At 62.4% G+C, this 16,612-nt stretch carries 13 protein-coding genes, 1 tRNA gene and 1 riboswitch; of the genes, 7 read left to right on the forward strand and 7 right to left on the reverse strand.

Going from position 1 to position 16,612, the window contains the following annotated elements:
• Positions 1–3 precede the first annotated feature (3 nt).
• The 4 genes from argJ (at position 4) to JK213_RS02275 (ending at position 4,023) form a co-directional block, all read left to right on the forward strand.
• Complete coding sequence (gene argJ, locus JK213_RS02260; RefSeq protein ID WP_194261895.1) at positions 4–1,239, forward strand: bifunctional glutamate N-acetyltransferase/amino-acid acetyltransferase ArgJ; 1,236 nt, start codon at positions 4–6, stop codon at positions 1,237–1,239.
• A 132-nt stretch (positions 1,240–1,371) separates the two neighbouring features.
• Positions 1,372–2,601, forward strand: a complete 1,230-nt coding sequence (locus JK213_RS02265) for an NAD(P)/FAD-dependent oxidoreductase (RefSeq protein WP_211571263.1) — start codon at positions 1,372–1,374, stop codon at positions 2,599–2,601.
• 80 nt (positions 2,602–2,681) lie between these two features.
• Entirely contained in the window at positions 2,682–3,431 is a 750-nt protein-coding gene (locus JK213_RS02270; protein WP_194261893.1) for a 2OG-Fe dioxygenase family protein, read from the forward strand.
• A 52-nt stretch (positions 3,432–3,483) separates the two neighbouring features.
• Positions 3,484–4,023 carry a hypothetical protein gene (locus tag JK213_RS02275; protein ID WP_194261892.1) on the forward strand — a complete coding sequence of 180 codons (540 nt, stop codon included), beginning with the start codon at positions 3,484–3,486 and terminating at the stop codon, positions 4,021–4,023.
• A 22-nt stretch (positions 4,024–4,045) separates the two neighbouring features.
• On the opposite strand, the gene JK213_RS02280 is transcribed toward JK213_RS02275, so the two are convergent.
• Positions 4,046–4,119, reverse strand: a tRNA-Gly gene (locus JK213_RS02280).
• A gap of 118 nt (positions 4,120–4,237) precedes the next feature.
• Positions 4,238–4,317: riboswitch (SAM riboswitch) on the forward strand.
• A 74-nt stretch (positions 4,318–4,391) separates the two neighbouring features.
• Between JK213_RS02280 and metZ the strand changes: the two genes are divergently transcribed.
• From metZ to JK213_RS02295, 3 genes are all read left to right on the forward strand, one after another.
• A complete protein-coding gene (gene metZ, locus JK213_RS02285) occupies positions 4,392–5,585 on the forward strand; it encodes an O-succinylhomoserine sulfhydrylase (protein ID WP_194261891.1) in 1,194 nt (397 codons plus the stop codon).
• Between the two features lie 41 nt (positions 5,586–5,626).
• A complete protein-coding gene (apaG, locus tag JK213_RS02290; protein WP_062030082.1) occupies positions 5,627–6,100 on the forward strand; it encodes a Co2+/Mg2+ efflux protein ApaG in 474 nt (157 codons plus the stop codon).
• A gap of 84 nt (positions 6,101–6,184) precedes the next feature.
• Positions 6,185–7,351 (forward strand): bifunctional 2-C-methyl-D-erythritol 4-phosphate cytidylyltransferase/2-C-methyl-D-erythritol 2,4-cyclodiphosphate synthase, encoded by a 1,167-nt coding sequence (locus tag JK213_RS02295; protein WP_194261890.1) that lies wholly within the window; start codon positions 6,185–6,187, stop codon positions 7,349–7,351.
• 76 nt (positions 7,352–7,427) lie between these two features.
• Here the strand turns inward: JK213_RS02295 and JK213_RS16040 are convergent, their stop codons facing one another.
• From JK213_RS16040 to JK213_RS02320, 6 genes are all read right to left on the reverse strand, one after another.
• Positions 7,428–7,559 carry a hypothetical protein gene (locus JK213_RS16040; RefSeq protein WP_264815912.1) on the reverse strand — a complete coding sequence of 44 codons (132 nt, stop codon included), beginning with the start codon at positions 7,557–7,559 and terminating at the stop codon, positions 7,428–7,430.
• Between the two features lie 154 nt (positions 7,560–7,713).
• Positions 7,714–8,409 (reverse strand): ATP12 family chaperone protein, encoded by a 696-nt coding sequence (locus JK213_RS02300; protein WP_194261889.1) that lies wholly within the window; start codon positions 8,407–8,409, stop codon positions 7,714–7,716.
• Entirely contained in the window at positions 8,406–10,901 is a 2,496-nt protein-coding gene (locus JK213_RS02305) for an AsmA family protein (RefSeq protein ID WP_211571264.1), read from the reverse strand. The genes JK213_RS02300 and JK213_RS02305 overlap by 4 nt, the downstream gene beginning before the upstream one ends.
• Positions 10,898–11,902: an RluA family pseudouridine synthase gene (locus tag JK213_RS02310; protein ID WP_194261887.1), complete on the reverse strand. Its 1,005-nt coding sequence runs from the start codon at positions 11,900–11,902 to the stop codon at positions 10,898–10,900. Before JK213_RS02310 ends, JK213_RS02305 begins: the two co-directional genes overlap by 4 nt.
• Positions 11,899–13,284, reverse strand: coding sequence for a replication-associated recombination protein A (locus JK213_RS02315; protein WP_194261886.1), 1,386 nt, complete (start codon positions 13,282–13,284; stop codon positions 11,899–11,901). Before JK213_RS02315 ends, JK213_RS02310 begins: the two co-directional genes overlap by 4 nt.
• Before the next feature lie 96 nt (positions 13,285–13,380).
• Positions 13,381–16,578 carry a DUF3971 domain-containing protein gene (locus tag JK213_RS02320; protein WP_228125405.1) on the reverse strand — a complete coding sequence of 1,066 codons (3,198 nt, stop codon included), beginning with the start codon at positions 16,576–16,578 and terminating at the stop codon, positions 13,381–13,383.
• Positions 16,579–16,612: the final 34 nt, after the last annotated feature.

A 16,612-nucleotide genomic window follows, 5' to 3' on the forward strand; every position in this document is an offset into this window, starting at 1 on the left:
ACCATGGCAAAGCCGCTCCCCGTCTCTCCGCTCGCTCGTCCGCTGCCGGACCTTGCAACGATTGCGGGCGTGCGGCTTTCCGCCGTCGCCGCGGGCATCCGCTATCAAGGCCGTACGGACCTGATGCTGGCGGAATTCGTCCCCGGTACGGTCGCGGCAGGCGTCTACACTAAAAACGCCTGTCCCGGCGCTCCGGTCCTCTGGTGCCGGACCGCTCTGACAACACCTTATGCCCGCGCGCTGCTCGTCAATGCAGGCAACGCGAACGTCTTTACCGGTCGCGCCGGAATACAGGCCTGCTCCGACTGCGCTGACGCCACCGCACAGCTTATGGACTGCCCCCCGCAGGATGTCTTTCTCGCGTCCACAGGCGTGATTGGCGAAAAACTGCCTCAGGATCGCATTATCGGTGCGCTCCCCGCCGCCAAGGCTGGGCTGGATGAAAACGGCTGGGCCGATGCCGCCCGCGCCATCATGACGACGGACACCTTCCCCAAGGCCGCACGTCGGGACGTCAAGATTGCCGGAACGCCCGTCCGCATTCAGGGCATCGCGAAGGGATCGGGCATGGTCGCCCCTGACATGGCTACGATGCTGGCCTATGTCGCAACCGACGCGAAGCTGCCGCAGAACATTCTTCAGTCTCTGCTGTCCTCGGGCTGTTCCCAGAGTTTCAACGCCATCACCGTCGATTCGGACACCTCCACGTCGGACATGCTGATGCTGTTCGCCACCGGACTGGCTGACAATCCCGAGATCGACGACATCAACGACCCCGCTCTCGCCGAGTTTACCCTTGCACTGAACGACCTCCTGCTGGAGCTCGCGCTCATGGTGGTCCGCGATGGCGAAGGCGCAACGAAGCTCGTCCGCATCGGCGTTACCGGCGCTGAAAGCAATCTCTCCGCCCATCGCATTGCGCTCTGCATCGCCAATTCCCCCCTCGTAAAAACCGCCATCGCGGGCGAGGACGCCAACTGGGGCCGTGTGGTCATGGCCGTTGGAAAAAGCGGCGAACCTGCGGACCGCGACCGGCTTTCCGTCGCCATTGGCGGGACGTGGATCGCCAAAGAGGGTGGCGTTGTCGAAAATTACGACGAAGCCCCGGTTGTGGCCCACATGAAGGGTCAGGAAATCGAAATCGTCGTCGATCTCGGCCTCGGTGACGGCGAGGCCCGCGTCTGGACCTGCGATCTGACGCATGGCTACATCGACATCAACGGCTCCTACCGCAGCTAGACGCTCCCAACACGTCAGCGAGAGCGGGGCTTGTGCGACCCCGCCTCTGTCGATAGCAAAATCTGTCGTTGATCTCCTTCAGGCGCTCGCAAAACCGGGTGCCGTTTCGCACCTGATATAAGGAAAATGTCCATGTCTGCTGCAGCTCGCGTGCTTGTTCTTGGCGGTGGCGTCGGTGGGCTTGAAGCCGCTGCGGCTCTGGGCCGTCACAAGAATATTTCCCTGACACTCGTTGATCGCAGCCCCGTCCATTACTGGAAGCCGGCCCTTCACGAATTCGCTGCGGGCACCATGCAGCATCAGGGCAACTGCATCCCCTTCACCGAAACGGCAGCCAAATTCGGTTTCACCTTCGTTCAGGGCAGCCCCGCGACGGTCAACCGCGACAACAAGACGGTCTCGCTCGATACCGGTGCCACACTGCCCTACGACTATCTGGTGGTGGCCCTTGGTTCGCGCGCGAATGATTTCGGCATTCCCGGCATTGTCGATCACTGCATGTTCATCGACAATCTGAACGATGCCGACACCCTGTTCGCGACCTTCCGCGAGGCCGTCCAGAAAGCCCGGACCGCTGGCGAAAAACTCTCCATCGGCATCGTGGGCGGTGGCGCAACCGGGGTTCAGCTCATTGCCGAACTGTGCAAGTCCATCGATGAAGCCCGCGGTCTGGGCCCTTCCGTTCGCAAATCCCTGCTGAACGCCGTGCTGATCGAAACCGGCCCGCGTATCCTTCCGGCCTTCCCGGAAGCCGTCTCCTCGGCCGCTGCACGCCAGCTCGAAAATCTCGGTATTGCCGTCCGAACCGAAGCCATGGTGGTTGGTGCGGACGAAACAGGTTTCAGCCTCAAATCCGGCGAACATATCCCTGCCAGCCTCCGCGTCTGGGCCGCTGGCGTTCGCGCTTCGGATGCCACGAGCCTTCTGGAAGGCCTCGAACGCGGACGCTCGGGCCAGCTTGGCGTCACCACGACGCTTCAGACCACGCAGGACCCGACCGTCTTCGCGATCGGTGACTGCTCCCGCATCGACGCCGCGCCGATTGCCCCCACGGCACAGGCCGCACGCCAGCAGGGCCAGTATATCGGTCGTGCTCTGCCGGAGATCATCGCAGGCAAAACGCCTGCCCCGTTCGCCTATAACGATCGCGGAGCCGTCGTGGCCCTCGGGGACTATAACGGCTGGGGCATGCTGGATGCCAAGCGCAGCTTCGGCGGCGGCCTGCTCTCGGGTCTGGCGGCACGGCTGATTCATGAAGGACTGTACCGGCAGCATCTCGCAGGCATTTTGGGCATCACGCCGACGGCCTGCAGCACGCTCCGCGAGCATCTTTCTCCGGTCAAACCTGATCTGGGGGGCTGAAAACCCTTTTCAGAATTCCGTCAAAGGGGGAATGTGGAACGTAGTGTCCCCAGACCCTGCGTCCCCTGTTCCGAGGATTCATGAGCCCTACCGATCTCTCCCCGCCCTTTGACAGGGTTCTGACCGACATCGAAGATACCCTGCTGGAAAAAGGGTTCGCCTTCCTTCAGGCCCAGACCACACGTCCACTGCTCGACCATGAAGGCCTGACTGACTGGCAGGGATTCGCGGAAAGCTGGAATCATCTGGGTCTTGACCGCTACATGGCGGATGGTGGCCGCTATCGGCGGCGCCGTTATGCGACTTTCGCCGTCTCGGGCGAGACCATCACACGCAAAAAACATCAGCCCCATTACCAGAGCCGGGACTACAACCTCCTCAATGGCGGGGTTGAACGCTGGTTTCCGGCTGTGGCGGATTCGATCGCCTCCCACCCGGCCATGACCGCCGCCATCCGCACCATCAGCACAATCGCGGATGCCCTGACGCCACCCACGGAAAAGCCTCCGTCATGGCATGTGGAAGTGCATCAGTTCCGCATCGAGGCGCGTCCCGGCAACGAAGGACGCCCCACACCAGAAGGCCTGCACCGCGATGGTGTGGACTGGGTTCTGGTCCTCATGGTCGCCCGTCACAACGTGGAACAGGGCGTCACCACGATCCACGACATGCGGAAGGAACCGCTGGGGTCCTTCACGCTCATCAACCCGCTCGATGCCGCCATTGTGGACGACCATCGCGTCTATCACGGCGTTACGGCGGTGCAGCCTGTCGATCCAGCCCAGCCGGCCTATCGGGACGTGCTTGTGGTCACGCTGCGCCATGAATGACATCAAAACCTTCACAGATGCCCGTCTTCAATTTCGTGTTATGATTGGTGCCATGTCGATCCAGCAGATTCTTTCCCGCCGCGCGGCAGTTCTGGCCCTGTCCTTCATGCTCCCCGCAGCGTTGTCCTGTGCGGATGCTGCGACAGGCAAAAGCCATCACCACGCGCGCCACGCCGCGCAGCCCGCCAATGCGGGTGCAGCGCCAGTCATCCTGACAGCGCATCCGGGCACGAAGCTGGATGAAGACGCCCGTAAACTGAACGAAGACGATCTTCAGGACGCGGCCAAACATCACGATCAACCGGTTGTGCTCGTCGGTTCCGCATCGCTCTCGTCCGGCAAGAATGACGAAGCCCTGTTCGTCCAGCTTCAGTCCGCCCGTCTCTGCGGCTCCGCAGGCTGCACGACGTCCGTTTATCTGAAGCACAACGATACTTGGAACACGGTTCTGGACTCAGTGAACGGCGATATTTCCGTCCTCCCCACGCGTCATAAAGGCATGCACGACCTTCTGGTCAGCCCGAACGACCGCTGGATCTGGAACGGCAAGGAATATCAGGACACGCTCAGCGCCCCGCCGATGCCAAAATAACCACTGATTTTTCTGGAAGATCTGGAGCGGGCGAGGGGAATCGAACCCCCGTATGCAGCTTGGGAAGCTGCCGTTCTACCATTGAACTACGCCCGCACTCAGCACGGACCATAACCGCTCCACCCGTCTTTCGCAATCCACCTCACCCGAACTTCAGGGTGTTGACGCAAAACCGAAATACGGCCCATAGTCCCAGTGTCACAAACGCCTCGGCGTGACTGACCCTCGTGATTTGAGCGGCCGGCTTGCGGCGAGGTTAAAGAATTGCGCTAAAGAGGCCCTGCGTCGTTATCGAACGATTCCCAGGACTTCCACGGCCCGCCACATGCGCCCTTTCTCATACGGGGCGTCTTATGGAGGGACACATCATGTCTTCAGAAAACTGGCGCACAGCCACCCGCCTTCTGCACGAAGCTCCGAACCGTACGGAATTCGGCGAGACGTCGGAAGCCCTCTTCCTGACCTCCGGCTTCGTCTATGACAGCGCCGAGCAGGCCGCTGCGACCTTTACAGGCGACGTCCAGCACTTCCAGTATTCCCGCTTCGGCAACCCGACCGTCGATACGCTTCAGGAGCGCCTCGCACTCCTCGAGGGCGCCGAAGCCTGCGTTGCCACCGCAACCGGCATGGGCGCCGTCTCCTCCGCCATCCTGTCGCATGTGAAGGCGGGCGACCGCGTCGTGGCCTCCCGCGCCATTTTCGGCTCCTGCTACTGGATCGTGACCAACCTCCTGCCCCGCTACGGCATCGAGACCGAACTGGTGGACGGCACGGACTACGACGCTTGGGAGCGCGCCCTGTCCAAGCCGACAGCCGCCGTGCTGATTGAAAGCCCGTCCAACCCGATGCTCGACGTCCTCGACATCGCGCGTGTGGCCGAACTGACGCATAAGGCTGGCGGCCTGCTGATCGTGGACAACGTGTTCGCCACACCGCTCGGTCAGTCCCCGCTCAAGCTGGGCGCGGATGTGATCGTCTATTCCTGTACGAAACATATCGACGGTCAGGGCCGCGTTCTTGGAGGCGCGGTGCTCGGTTCCAGTGCATGGATCAACGAGACACTTCAGCCCTACACCCGCAATACCGGCAATGCCCTGTCGCCGTTCAACGCCTGGGTTCTGCTCAAGGGTCTGGAAACGCTCCAGCTCCGTACGGATGCCATGGCCCGCAATGCCGCTGCCGTCGCCGATGCGCTGGCCGAACTTCCGGGTGTTGTTCAGGTCCGCTATCCGGGGCGCGCCGACCATCCGCAGCATGAACTTGCCAACGCACAGATGAGCAATGGCGGCTCCATGGTCGCGTTCGTGGTGGACAAGGGCCGTGAGGGCGCATTCGCCTTCATGAATGCCTTCAAAATCATCGCGATTTCCAACAATCTCGGTGACGCTCGCAGCCTTGCGACCCACCCGGCCACGACGACTCATATGCGCGTCAGCGAAGACGAACGCACGCGTCTGGGCATCACGGACGGAGCCATTCGCCTCTCCGTCGGTCTGGAAGATCCCGCAGACCTGATCGACGATCTCAAGCGCGGTGCCGCAGCAGTTGCGGCCCTTGCATAAGTTTTTCTGACAAAAGACCGGGATGGCTTTACAATGGCATTATGCCTGACAAGTCATCCCACCCCCTTCTCCATGCCGATCCCGAGACAGCCCTCGCCGAAGCCATGGAAACTGCGCCCTGCTTCAGCAAAACCACGGACGACGTGACAGTCACGGTCCGGACCTTCTGGCTGGACGATCAGTCTCATCCTGAAGACCACCAATATGCGTGGGCCTATCACATCAGCATCGAGAACGAGCGGAAGGACACTTTCCAACTCCTGTCCCGGAGCTGGGAAATCGTGGATGGTCTTGGCCGCAAGGAACATGTTCACGGCGATGGCGTCGTCGGCGAACAGCCCGTAATCGCCCCGCAGGAGCAGTTCGACTATACGTCCGGCGCCATGCTGACCACGCCCTCGGGCTTCATGCACGGCACCTACCACATGCTGGAGCCACGTTCGGGCCATCGCTTCGACGTCAGCATTCCCGTGTTCAGCCTCGACAGCCCCCATGACAGCACGCTGATCCACTGACAGGCCGTGCCGGGCACTAGCGGAGAACGGTGCGGACCGCCGCCCGACCTTGACGTCCCTGCCGTCCCGGCCCATTCCTCCCCCATGCGTATCGCTGCCCTTCTTCTCGCTGCCGGTCGTGGCCGGCGCTTCGATGCGTCCTCACAAAACGGGGACACTTCTTCCAAGCAATTCCGGATGCTGCGGGGCAAACCCGTCATCCGTAGAGCCGCCGAAGCCCTTTTGCCGCATGTGGACGTGCTCCTGCCGGTCGGGGACGATCCTCTGCTGGCCGACAGCCTGAAAGGGCTGGACGTTCTACCGCCCGTCAGCGGCGGCGCGGAACGCCATGACAGCGTGCGCAACGGCCTTGAAGCTCTCGCGGCCCTGCCCGAGCCGCCCGATCTGGTGCTGGTCCATGACGGCGCCCGCCCCTGCGTCCCCGAAGAGGTGGTACAGAACGTCATCAACGCGCTGAAAACCCATGAGGGCGTGATTCCGGCCGTCGCCGTCATCGACACGATCAAGAAAGCCGCCGACGGCATCATTATCGATACCGTCCCGCGTGACGGGCTGTGGCGTGCCCAGACCCCGCAGGGCTTCCGCTTCGGCACCCTGCTCGAACTTCACCGCACCCTGCGCGATGCCCGCACCGACGATGCCGCCCTGCTCGAACAGGCTGGCCATCCGGTGGCAATCGTTCAAGGATCGGAAGACAATATCAAACTGACTGTTGCGGAGGACCTGATGCGTCTTGAAGGTGTGATTGACCGGAACCTGCTGCCCCGCGTCGGACTGGGCTATGACGTCCATGCCTTCGAGGAAGGCCGTAAGCTGATCCTGTGCGGCATTGAGGTGCCCCATACGAAGGGCCTCGCCGGACATTCCGACGCAGATGTCGGAATCCACACGCTATGCGATGCCATTTACGGCGCTCTGGCCGAAGGCGATATCGGCCGCCACTTCCCGCCTTCCGACAATGAGTGGAAGGACATGGATTCGGCCCGCTTCCTGATCCACGCCGGCGAACGCATCCGCGAGCGCGGCGGCTTTCTCGTGAACGCAGACATCACGCTGATCTGCGAACGCCCCAAGATTGGCCCACATGCCGAAACCATGCGCCAGCGTCTCGCCGATCTGCTGAAGGTCAGCATCAGCCGCATCTCGGTCAAGGCCACGACCTCGGAGCGTCTGGGCTTTACGGGCCGTGAAGAAGGTATCGCCGCCACCGCAACCGTCAGCATCATGGTCCCGGATAACGGGGAAGCCTGATCCGCAGTTCCGATACGGAAAAGCCCGGTTCCTCTAGGGGGACCGGGCTTTTTTATTGCCTGAATTGCGGGAAAAATCAGCCGTGAATGGCGCAGACCACCACGATCAGTGGTGTCGCAGCCAGAAAAAGCCATGCCCCGATAGAGCAGGTCTTCACGATACGGGTACCCATGTGACGCAGCAGGGGCCTACGAACGGATACGGACATAACTTCCTCGACTCTGACAGTGTTCGACAGAACCGGGGATAGCGCCCGGCTCCCGGTCGGGGCGAGTCACCAATCATCTCGTTCTGTCACATGGCAGGGCCTTCAATGATCCCCGAATATGGCAAGATCATGCCCCATTCAGGGCATTTTCCTCTCAGATCGAAACCTTGCGCCCCAATGTCAGAAACAGTGCTGCATCGAGAATATCCTTCTCGCGATTTTCCATCGTGCGGACGAGTTCACCATCCTGCCCCCATGTCGCAAGCTGGGATTTTTCGTCGTTATTGGCCCACAACACAGCATCCACGAGGCTGACAGCGCCTCCCACGACGGCGAGCGCCAGAAGCAGACTCCCCGTCGCCTGCGCCAGAACGCCCAGAACCGCAAGCTCCAGATCGTCCCGCGCTGCCAGCAACTGGGCCAGAGCGTCCAGATATCCCTCCGGCTGCACGACCGGCATGAGACCATCAGTTACACTCGGGTGGATCCCGTAACCCGAAAGCCAGGCGAAAACCTGCGCCGCAACCGGCCCGATCCCGTCTTCGCAATAACAGAGCCCGTCATCCACCCCGAATCCGAGCAGCATATCCCGCGAGGCCTGCGGATCGGGCGCGATCCGCTCGATCATCGTCCCGGCAATCCGGGTCAGGGGCAGAGCGTCCGGCGTGAAGGACGCATGTTCCGCAATCCCTCCCCACTCCCCGGCAATAGCCTCGGCCAGAGCGGACGAACGGACGGCCAGAACCCGTCCCTGCGGCAGACGGATCGGTCGTCCATCCAGACGCGGCTCGAACAGGCCGCCCTCAGATACGACCGAGACCGCTTTCCAGAAACGCTGGTGCCCGCTCAATGCAGAACTCCCAGAGCCCGCAGGAGGTCCCCGGCCTTCGAATGATGGGGCTTGATCGCCTCCGGCGTTGGACCAGGCTGTCCTTCACGTGCGGCCGCAAGAGGGGCCGTGCATGGATCGGCAGCATTGCCGTCCCCACCGATTGTGACGTGGAAATTGCCGCCCGCATCCCGGTCCTGCGCGACATGCGGGGCCGCGAGCGTTCCCGTCAGCACAACCGGTGTAGAGGCCCCTGCCCCTTCAAAATCCACCACAGGCAGAAGGCGCAGATCCAGAACCTGCGTCCCAAGACCGACCGTACCATTGCCTGAAACGGAGAAGCGCCCGGACTGGAGCCCCAACGTGTCAATATGCGCCATGTCGTTTGCAATGGTCATATGCAGCCCTAGACACCGCAGCGAGCGGTCGCCTTTCCCGAGGACCACACTGGCCGCAGATCCCGCCATCTGCCCGAGCAGCGTACTCTGCACCTGACCGTCCACCATCGACAGGCCCAGATGCCCGTCCAGCGACTGCCTCAGTTCGTCAGCGTTGTTGCCCTTGGCTGAGAGATACCCCACGACCTGCACAGGCCCCTGAAGTAGCAGCGGCATCCCAAGACGCGTCTCCAGCAGACCGGCTGGCAGAATAAGCGGCTGGAAGGTCACGTTCCCCGAGACAGGCAGCGTGCTGGCATCCAGTTCCACCATCCCCGAAAGCGCCAGCCCCTGCGCCTGTCCGGAAATCGGGTCCAGACGCAGATGACCGCCTGACAGCGTCAGTCGCGTTGCCAGATCGGTATAGTCCCGTCCCGCAAACACGACGTGATCCGCGGCCAGATGCAGGTTCAGATCCTGCGCCCGCAGCCGTTTGACCCAAGAGGGCGTCAGGTCCGGCGCACTCGGAATTGCGACAGGATGCTCGTCTTGCGCCGGAACAGTCTTGTTACCCTGCGACGTCGCTGGCGTTGCGGTTGGAACAGCCACTGCCGGAGGCGCTGGTGCAAGCCAAAGCCCCTTGAGCACGTCCAGATCCATTTTTGCGGCATGAATATTTCCGCTCACAACCGGCGGAGCATCCTGCGCCAGAATCACTTTCAGCGCCCCATCCAGAGCCAGTTCCTGACTGCCGAATGTCAGGCCTTCAAGTGAAAGGCTCTCGCGGTCATGCGTCTCCAGCGTGCCATGCAGGCTCACATCATGCAGGAGCGCGCCGGGCAGATGGAGTGTCTTGCCACTCCCTTCCGCCACCAGATGCCCGTTTTCCGCACCAACCGTTCCCGAAACGGCGACACGGGCCTTGTCCTGTGCATTGAGAGATGGCCCACCGGAGAGGAGCGTGGTCTGGCTACGCAGTTCCGCCGTCAGCGGCACTGCGGTCTGCAGGCCGTTCCGCCATGCAGCAACCGCCTGCTGCATCGTCCCGGCTCCGGCTTCCACATGCCACGCCGTATCGCGCCACTGCGTATCCGCCGTAACCGTCAGCGCTGCATCCGGGCCAGCGGAATCAAGATGAAGATTCTGTACCGCGCCCTGTTTCAGCACAACAGAACCGGCATGCAGATGAACGCGCGTGGGCGTCATCGTCTCCGCAAGACGGTGCAGCAGCGCATTTCCGTCCAGACCAGTCAGTGGACCCGGACTGCCCTGAAGCGCAACATCTCCGCCCAATGACGGAACATCCGGCAAATTGGCATGAGGGAACAGACGGTGCGCGTCCTGAAGATTGGGCCACTCGCCCTGGACCGTCAGCAGCACGTTTTCCATCCGGGACGGATTGCCGATCCGCCCGTCCAGATTCAACCAGTCCCGCCTGTCGCCCTCACCCAGCGTTGTACCGATGCTGAACGCCCAGGGTTGAGTGCCCTGACGTTGCGACAGAGTGCCGACATGCCCCTTAAGCGTGAAGGGCGTCCCGGCATGGTGTCCCTGAAGGCTGATCCACGGACTGGGACTGCGGAGCCCCGCCAGATCAAGCGAATCCAAACCGAACGATCCGCTCGTATGGCTCAGGCGATCGTTCCAGAGCACTGCCGTCTGCGCGACATGCAGCCCATCAAGCGCCAGAGTCCAATGCGCCTGAATCCGCTGGCCGCTCTGAGCCCTTACCGGAAAGGCGGCATCCTCATCCTCACGATCCGGCGTCAGAGACCAGTTGGCCTGTCCATCCGAACCGCGCACGAGATTGACGGTCGCTTTTTCGATGACGACATCCTGAAACCGGACCTCGCGATGCAGCAGGGCAAAGACGGCAATTCCGGCATGGATCGTATGAGCCTTGAGAACTGGCGTCTGCCCATCACGCGTCAGCACGACGTCAGATGCCTCGAAGGCTGGCCAGGGCAGAAGCTGCACCGACGAATGACGGACCTGCATCGAAAGCCCTGTCTGGTGCCGAAGCGCCACGGCCACGCGCTCGCGCAGCGCGTCCTGATCAATCAGAACATGCGTGGCCACACTCACACCAACAAAAGCAACGATGACGGCAATCAGACCGCCGGTGAGCTTCTTCATTTCGCAGGCCCCCTGCCCTTGCTGCTGCCTCCACGAACACGTTTGGGCGCAGGTGTTTCACCCGGCACAAAACCCAGCGTGCGGAACGTCTCGCGCATATGCGGCGGCAGAGGGGCCGTCACGATCAAACGCCCACCGGCGGGGTGGGGAATATCAAGCTGACGCGCATGCAGGTGCAACCGGTCGATAAAGCCTTCCGGATGTGCGGCCTTTCCGCCATAGCGCGGATCACCAAGGATCGGCGTGCCAATGGATTCGGTATGCACGCGAAGCTGATGCGTCCGGCCCGTCAGCGGAGACAGCTTCAGCCAGCTCAGCTTCTTTCCGGCGGCATCGAGCGTCGCATAATCCGTCTTGGCCGAAGCCGCGTCTTCCTCATCGCGTGACGCAGCGATCACCAGCGCCGCGCCACCTGCACCGATCTTGGCCAGAGGCTGGTCGATGATGCCGGATTCCGGCGATGGCCGTCCGACAACCACAGCCCAGTACGTCTTCTCCACATCGCGCCCACGGAACGCAGCCGCAAGCTTCGCCGCCACACCCGGCGTCCGCGCAATCAGAAGGATGCCGGACGTGTCACGGTCGATACGATGCACCAGACGCGGCCGATCGCCGCCCTCAGGCCGCAGGCCGTCAAGCATCATGTCCACATGCTTCGTAATCCCCGGACCGCCCTGCGTCGCAAGGCCCGATGGTTTGTCGAGAACAAGCAGGTGCTCGTCCTCGTAAATCACCATCTTGCGGATCTCGCGCTCCAGCATCGGATCCGGCGGCGGGAGGGGCGCGGGCTTGTCCACGTCCGGCAGCGGCGGGATGCGGACGGTCTGTCCGGGAATCAGGCGCGTATTGGTCTGAACACGCCCTCCCTCTACGCGGATCTGTCCCTTGCGGCACAGTTTCTGGAGCGCGCCCTGCGTCAGATTGGGATAGTGACGTCTGAACCAGCGGTCGAGGCGAATATCGGCCTCATCCTCGGTCACGATGCGGTTGGTAACTGTCATGGTTCGCGGGATGCCCTCTTGGCGGCCCGCATGTCCAGAAGTTTTCTGATACGCCCCTCATGTCCGCGGTCCGTGGGATGGTAAAGAGACGCTCTGGGCATCCCATCCGGAAAGTAGTTCTGGCCCGAAAATCCACCCTCGCTGTCATGGTCGTATTCATAGCCCTTGCCGTACCCGATATCCTTCATCAGGGACGTCGGCGCATTCAGGATATGGGACGGCGGCATCAGGCTGCCGGTATCGCGCGCCAGAGCACGGGCTGCCTTATAGGCCGTGTAGACCGCATTGGATTTCGGCGCGGTCGCCAGATGCACCACGACCTGCGCCAGCGCCAGTTCCCCTTCCGGCGAGCCCAGCCGTTCATAGGTCTGCCACCCTGCCACAGCCATCGGCAGCGCGGACGGATCGGCCTGTCCCACATCCTCGGCCGCAAAGCGCGTCAGGCGACGGGCGATGTAGCGCGGGTCCTCCCCGCCCTCCAGCATCCGCGCGAACCAGTACAATGCCGCATCCGGATCGCTGCCGCGCAGTGATTTGTGCAGCGCGGAAATGAGATTGTAGTGCTCTTCCCGATCCCGGTCATAGAGGATCGCCCGGCGGGACAGGATTGCCGCCAGATCGCTCGGTGTCAGCACCTGCGACGGATCAAGCGCCACAAGCTGCTCGACCATATTCAGCAGATACCGCCCATCCCCATCTGCCATGGCGCGCAAACTGGCCCGCGCCTCCAGATCAAGCGGCAGAGGACGCCCGACTTCCTCTTCCGCATGCACAAGCAGGCTCTCAAGGCTCGCATCATCCAGCCGGTTCAGCACCAGAACCTGACACCGCGAGAGCAACGCTGCATTCAGCGCAAAGGACGGGTTCTCCGTGGTCGCCCCGACCAGAACCACCGTTCCGCGCTCCACATACGGCAGAAATCCGTCCTGCTGCGCGCGGTTGAAGCGATGGATTTCGTCCACGAACAGCAACGTGCCCTTGCCCGTCGCTGCCTGTTTCTGATCCGCTTCATCAAACGCCCGGCGCAGATCCGCCACGCCAGAAAATACGGCTGAAATCTGGGAATAAAACAGCCCGGCCCGTCCTGCTAGCAGCCGCGCAATTGTCGTCTTGCCACATCCCGGACCGCCCCACAGAATCAGGCTGGACAGCGTCCCACGCGCCAGCATCCGGGTCAGTGTGCCCTCAGGGCCAAGCAGATGATCCTGCCCCCGCACGTTTTCCAGCCGCTTCGGGCGCAGACGGTCCGCCAGAGGCTGCGTCCGTGAGGGCGGCCGACGCTGGACCTGCGGCGCTTCGACCGAACGCTCCTGCCGTGCAGAGTGCGGCGCATGTCCGGACGGACGCTTCGCACCGGGGGCGCCCCCGAAAAGATCTGTCATGTCCGTCACTGGCGTCCCGCGCTCCCCGAAATGTTCTTCAACTTCCCGATCAGAGATGGGACTTCCGACCCGTCAGGATAATCCCCAAGCCCAACCTTAATGCAGAATACGCCGAAGAACGCCCGGCAACAGCATCGACAGCGGATTGACTGACAGATCGGGTTTTTCAACCGTTCCATGCAATTCAAACGTCGCGGCCAACAGTCCGCCTCCCTTCTCGGGAGACATCAGATGCCCCAGAACCGGCAGCTTCCCCGGAAGCGCATTCAGCCCGAAAACCGGCACGATCGTCCCGTTGAGGTTCAGCCCGGATGTTTTCAGATCAATCGGCCCTTCCATCGTGGCTCCAAGCGCCTGATTGCCGATCACCCCGTCACGCAGCACCAGCATGTTCCCCGCCAGACTGAGCCGCGTGGAGAGATGGGTGATTTCAAACCGGTCCAGATGATTGGTCAGCCAATGCAGCGGCGAGAGGTCGGAGACTGCCGTCAGCGTCAGCGGGGGCCGCAGAAACTCGGACGGTCCCATGTCCACATGCCCCCGGAATGGCGGCAAACCGCCCCACAGACCTGCCGATTTCGCGCTCCGTCCTTCCGGAACCTTCCGCACGCTGGTTTCGTCCGGTGTGAACACCCCGTCCAGATGCGTCTTTCCACCCCGGATGCGATCATACAGCCCCAGATTTTCCAGCAGCAGACCCAGATTATCGATATCCAATACGAACGGATGCTCCCGCCCCGTATCGCCCAGAACCGCCCGCACCCGTGTCGGCGCATCCAGCGCAAACCGCCCCGATGTCAGATGTCCGTTGCGCAGTTCGATCTGCGAGACGACACCGCCAACCTGCGCTTTAGGGCCATAATAGACATGCGGCGCGTTCAGGGAGATGGACCAGCTGTCCCCCATCGACGCGCTTTTCCCGCCTGATGCGCTCTGCGTTCCCGTATCCGCCACCGCTGGATGCGGCGCGAACATCGGCGCCAGATCCAGCGGATCGGCATCGACTGTCACACCAACAGGCTGTTCCGCACTCTGCGGCAGGGCAATCCGCGCATCCCCCTGCGTCCGCCCGATACGAAAGCCTTCCAGCACAATCCCGGTCAGCTTGCCTGCCCGCGTGACGCCCCTGCCCGCCACGGAAAGATCGGTCCCGTGCGCCTGCAATCCGTCCAGAACAGACATTTTCCCGTCCTGGAACCCAATATGCACCATGGCCGTCGCAGGCTCACCCAGCGGCTTGGCCCAGATCGGCACACTCAGAGCCGCCTGCGCCATGTCCAGCGACAGTTTCAGATCGGACGTTTCGTTCGCCTGCTGCACGAAATGCGCATTCAGAACCGCATGGCCATCAAACAGACCAACCGGCGCAATCCGGGCCTTTGCCACAGACTGCGGGTCCAGAACCGAGCGCGCGTCAATCGTCTGCAATACGCGCGACGGCGCACCACCCCGGAAATTTTCATGCAGGACAACATGCGTGGGAATGCCTGCAAGCTGGCCGTCTCCTGTCAGGTCCAGCGCATCTTCGGTGGCGGACATCTTGCCCGAAGCGCCATCCATCGCATGCCCCATCAGAACATTCCCCAGATGCACGCCCGAAAACGCCGCCTGCGTCCAGACATGCAGTGCCCCGTCCGGGATATGCGCCACCAGCGGCAGAGTCATGCGGACATGCGCGTCCACCGTGCCTGCTGGCTGCGTGAACGGCAGCGGATGCCGTGACAGCAGATGCAGCCGCGGATGCGCCAGAGCAGACATGAACCCCGCCAGAGGTCCCGTCAGATGCGCGGAAATATCGCCCGTCTGGTCTTTATCATAGAGCTTGCCGATCCGGATTTCTCCATCCGGCAGCAGCACGTTCTGCTTCACATCCGTGGGCTGGACACCCCGGCTCAGATCGATGACGAGCGTTTCGGGGCCGTCGAAATGCAGGGACGCATCAAGCCCCGTGGCCGGAGGAACAGGGCGTAGCCAATGGACCGTCAGGCCATGGCCTGTCAGCTGTCCCTCAACCGAAGTCGGCAGAATTTTGTCCGGGCCATGATCGCTGTGCAGATGGGCTTTGACGTGCAGATCCCGCCCGGTCCCGTCCGTGATGTTCTTCGAAACCCAGCGTCGGCCGCCTTTGACGATCGTTGCAGGCCAGATGGATCCCACCGTTGCAAAGCGAATCGCATCCAGCCCGGCCTCCGCGTCTGCGTCCAGCACCGTCGGCTTGAGCAGATTGTCCAAGCTGGCACTGGCTGAAGCCTTCAGATGGGTCAGCGTACCGTCGGTATCCGCCACATCCAGCGCTGCTGAAGGCACGTCGAGCCGTGCGCCGCCCTTCAGGCCCGGATGGTCCATCCGCAGATGCACGCTCGCCTGCCCTGCATGAAGATGGATCGGATCGGCGGTTTTCTGAAAAACCTTCCCGTCCCCGAGAGACAGGTTCAGCGTCAGTTCCGACGGAAGTGCATCCATCCCCTGCGGCACAAAAACCGCATCCGCCCCGATGGATACCGGAACATGCCAATATGCAGCTTGTGGATTGAAAACCCCAAGCTGGGCCGGCTCAAATGGCGTCGCCTCCAGATGCAACAGTCCATTATGCCCGGCCTGACGGGCCTGTGCCGTCAGGCTGGTATGGAATCCATCGAGCGCAACCGCGGCCCGCCCGGACCCGATCCACACGAAATCCCGTGAATGTGGCGCCACCCGGATCCGGCGCGCCTTCATATCCACGTCACCGATAACGGCGGTCCGATTCTGTGGAAGCCCGGCGAATGTGATGGAAACATTATGGATATCCACGGCGCGCAAGCGGTCAAGCCGCGTCGGCACACCCCGGCCGCCCCGTTTCTGCTCCGGCAAATCCATGTCCACATCGCCGTCAGGCAAACGGCGCAGGGCCAGAGTGGCGCCTTCGAGACGCAGGGTGCGCGGCGCAATCACTCCTTCAAACAACGCACTTAGCGAAAGAACAGCATCCGCCTCAGTCGCGCGTTCCGCCACCAGATTGTCAAACCGGGTCACTTTCAGCCCGCGCGCCATCAGCACCAGACCGGCCGGAACGCCGCCCGCACTCGGCTGCCACTGGATCCAGAGCCTGTCCCAGCTTAGCCGACCAGCCGGATGTCCGGGGCGTTTGCCCGCCGCAATCGAGACCGGCTCCACAAGATGGGAGACGCGCGTGATCTCCACGGGGCCGTGGGCCAGTTTCCACAGGAACACACTGCCCGCAGCCGCTACGAGCGCAACCGGCGCAACACAGATCAGAGCAACCCAGCGCGCCACATGCCAGTGTCGCGGCATGTGTGGGCCCGGGCAAAAAGGATGCAAACGCCTG

It is taken from the genome of Gluconobacter sp. Dm-44 (assembly GCF_018256175.1).
Lineage (GTDB): Bacteria > Pseudomonadota > Alphaproteobacteria > Acetobacterales > Acetobacteraceae > Gluconobacter > Gluconobacter cadivus.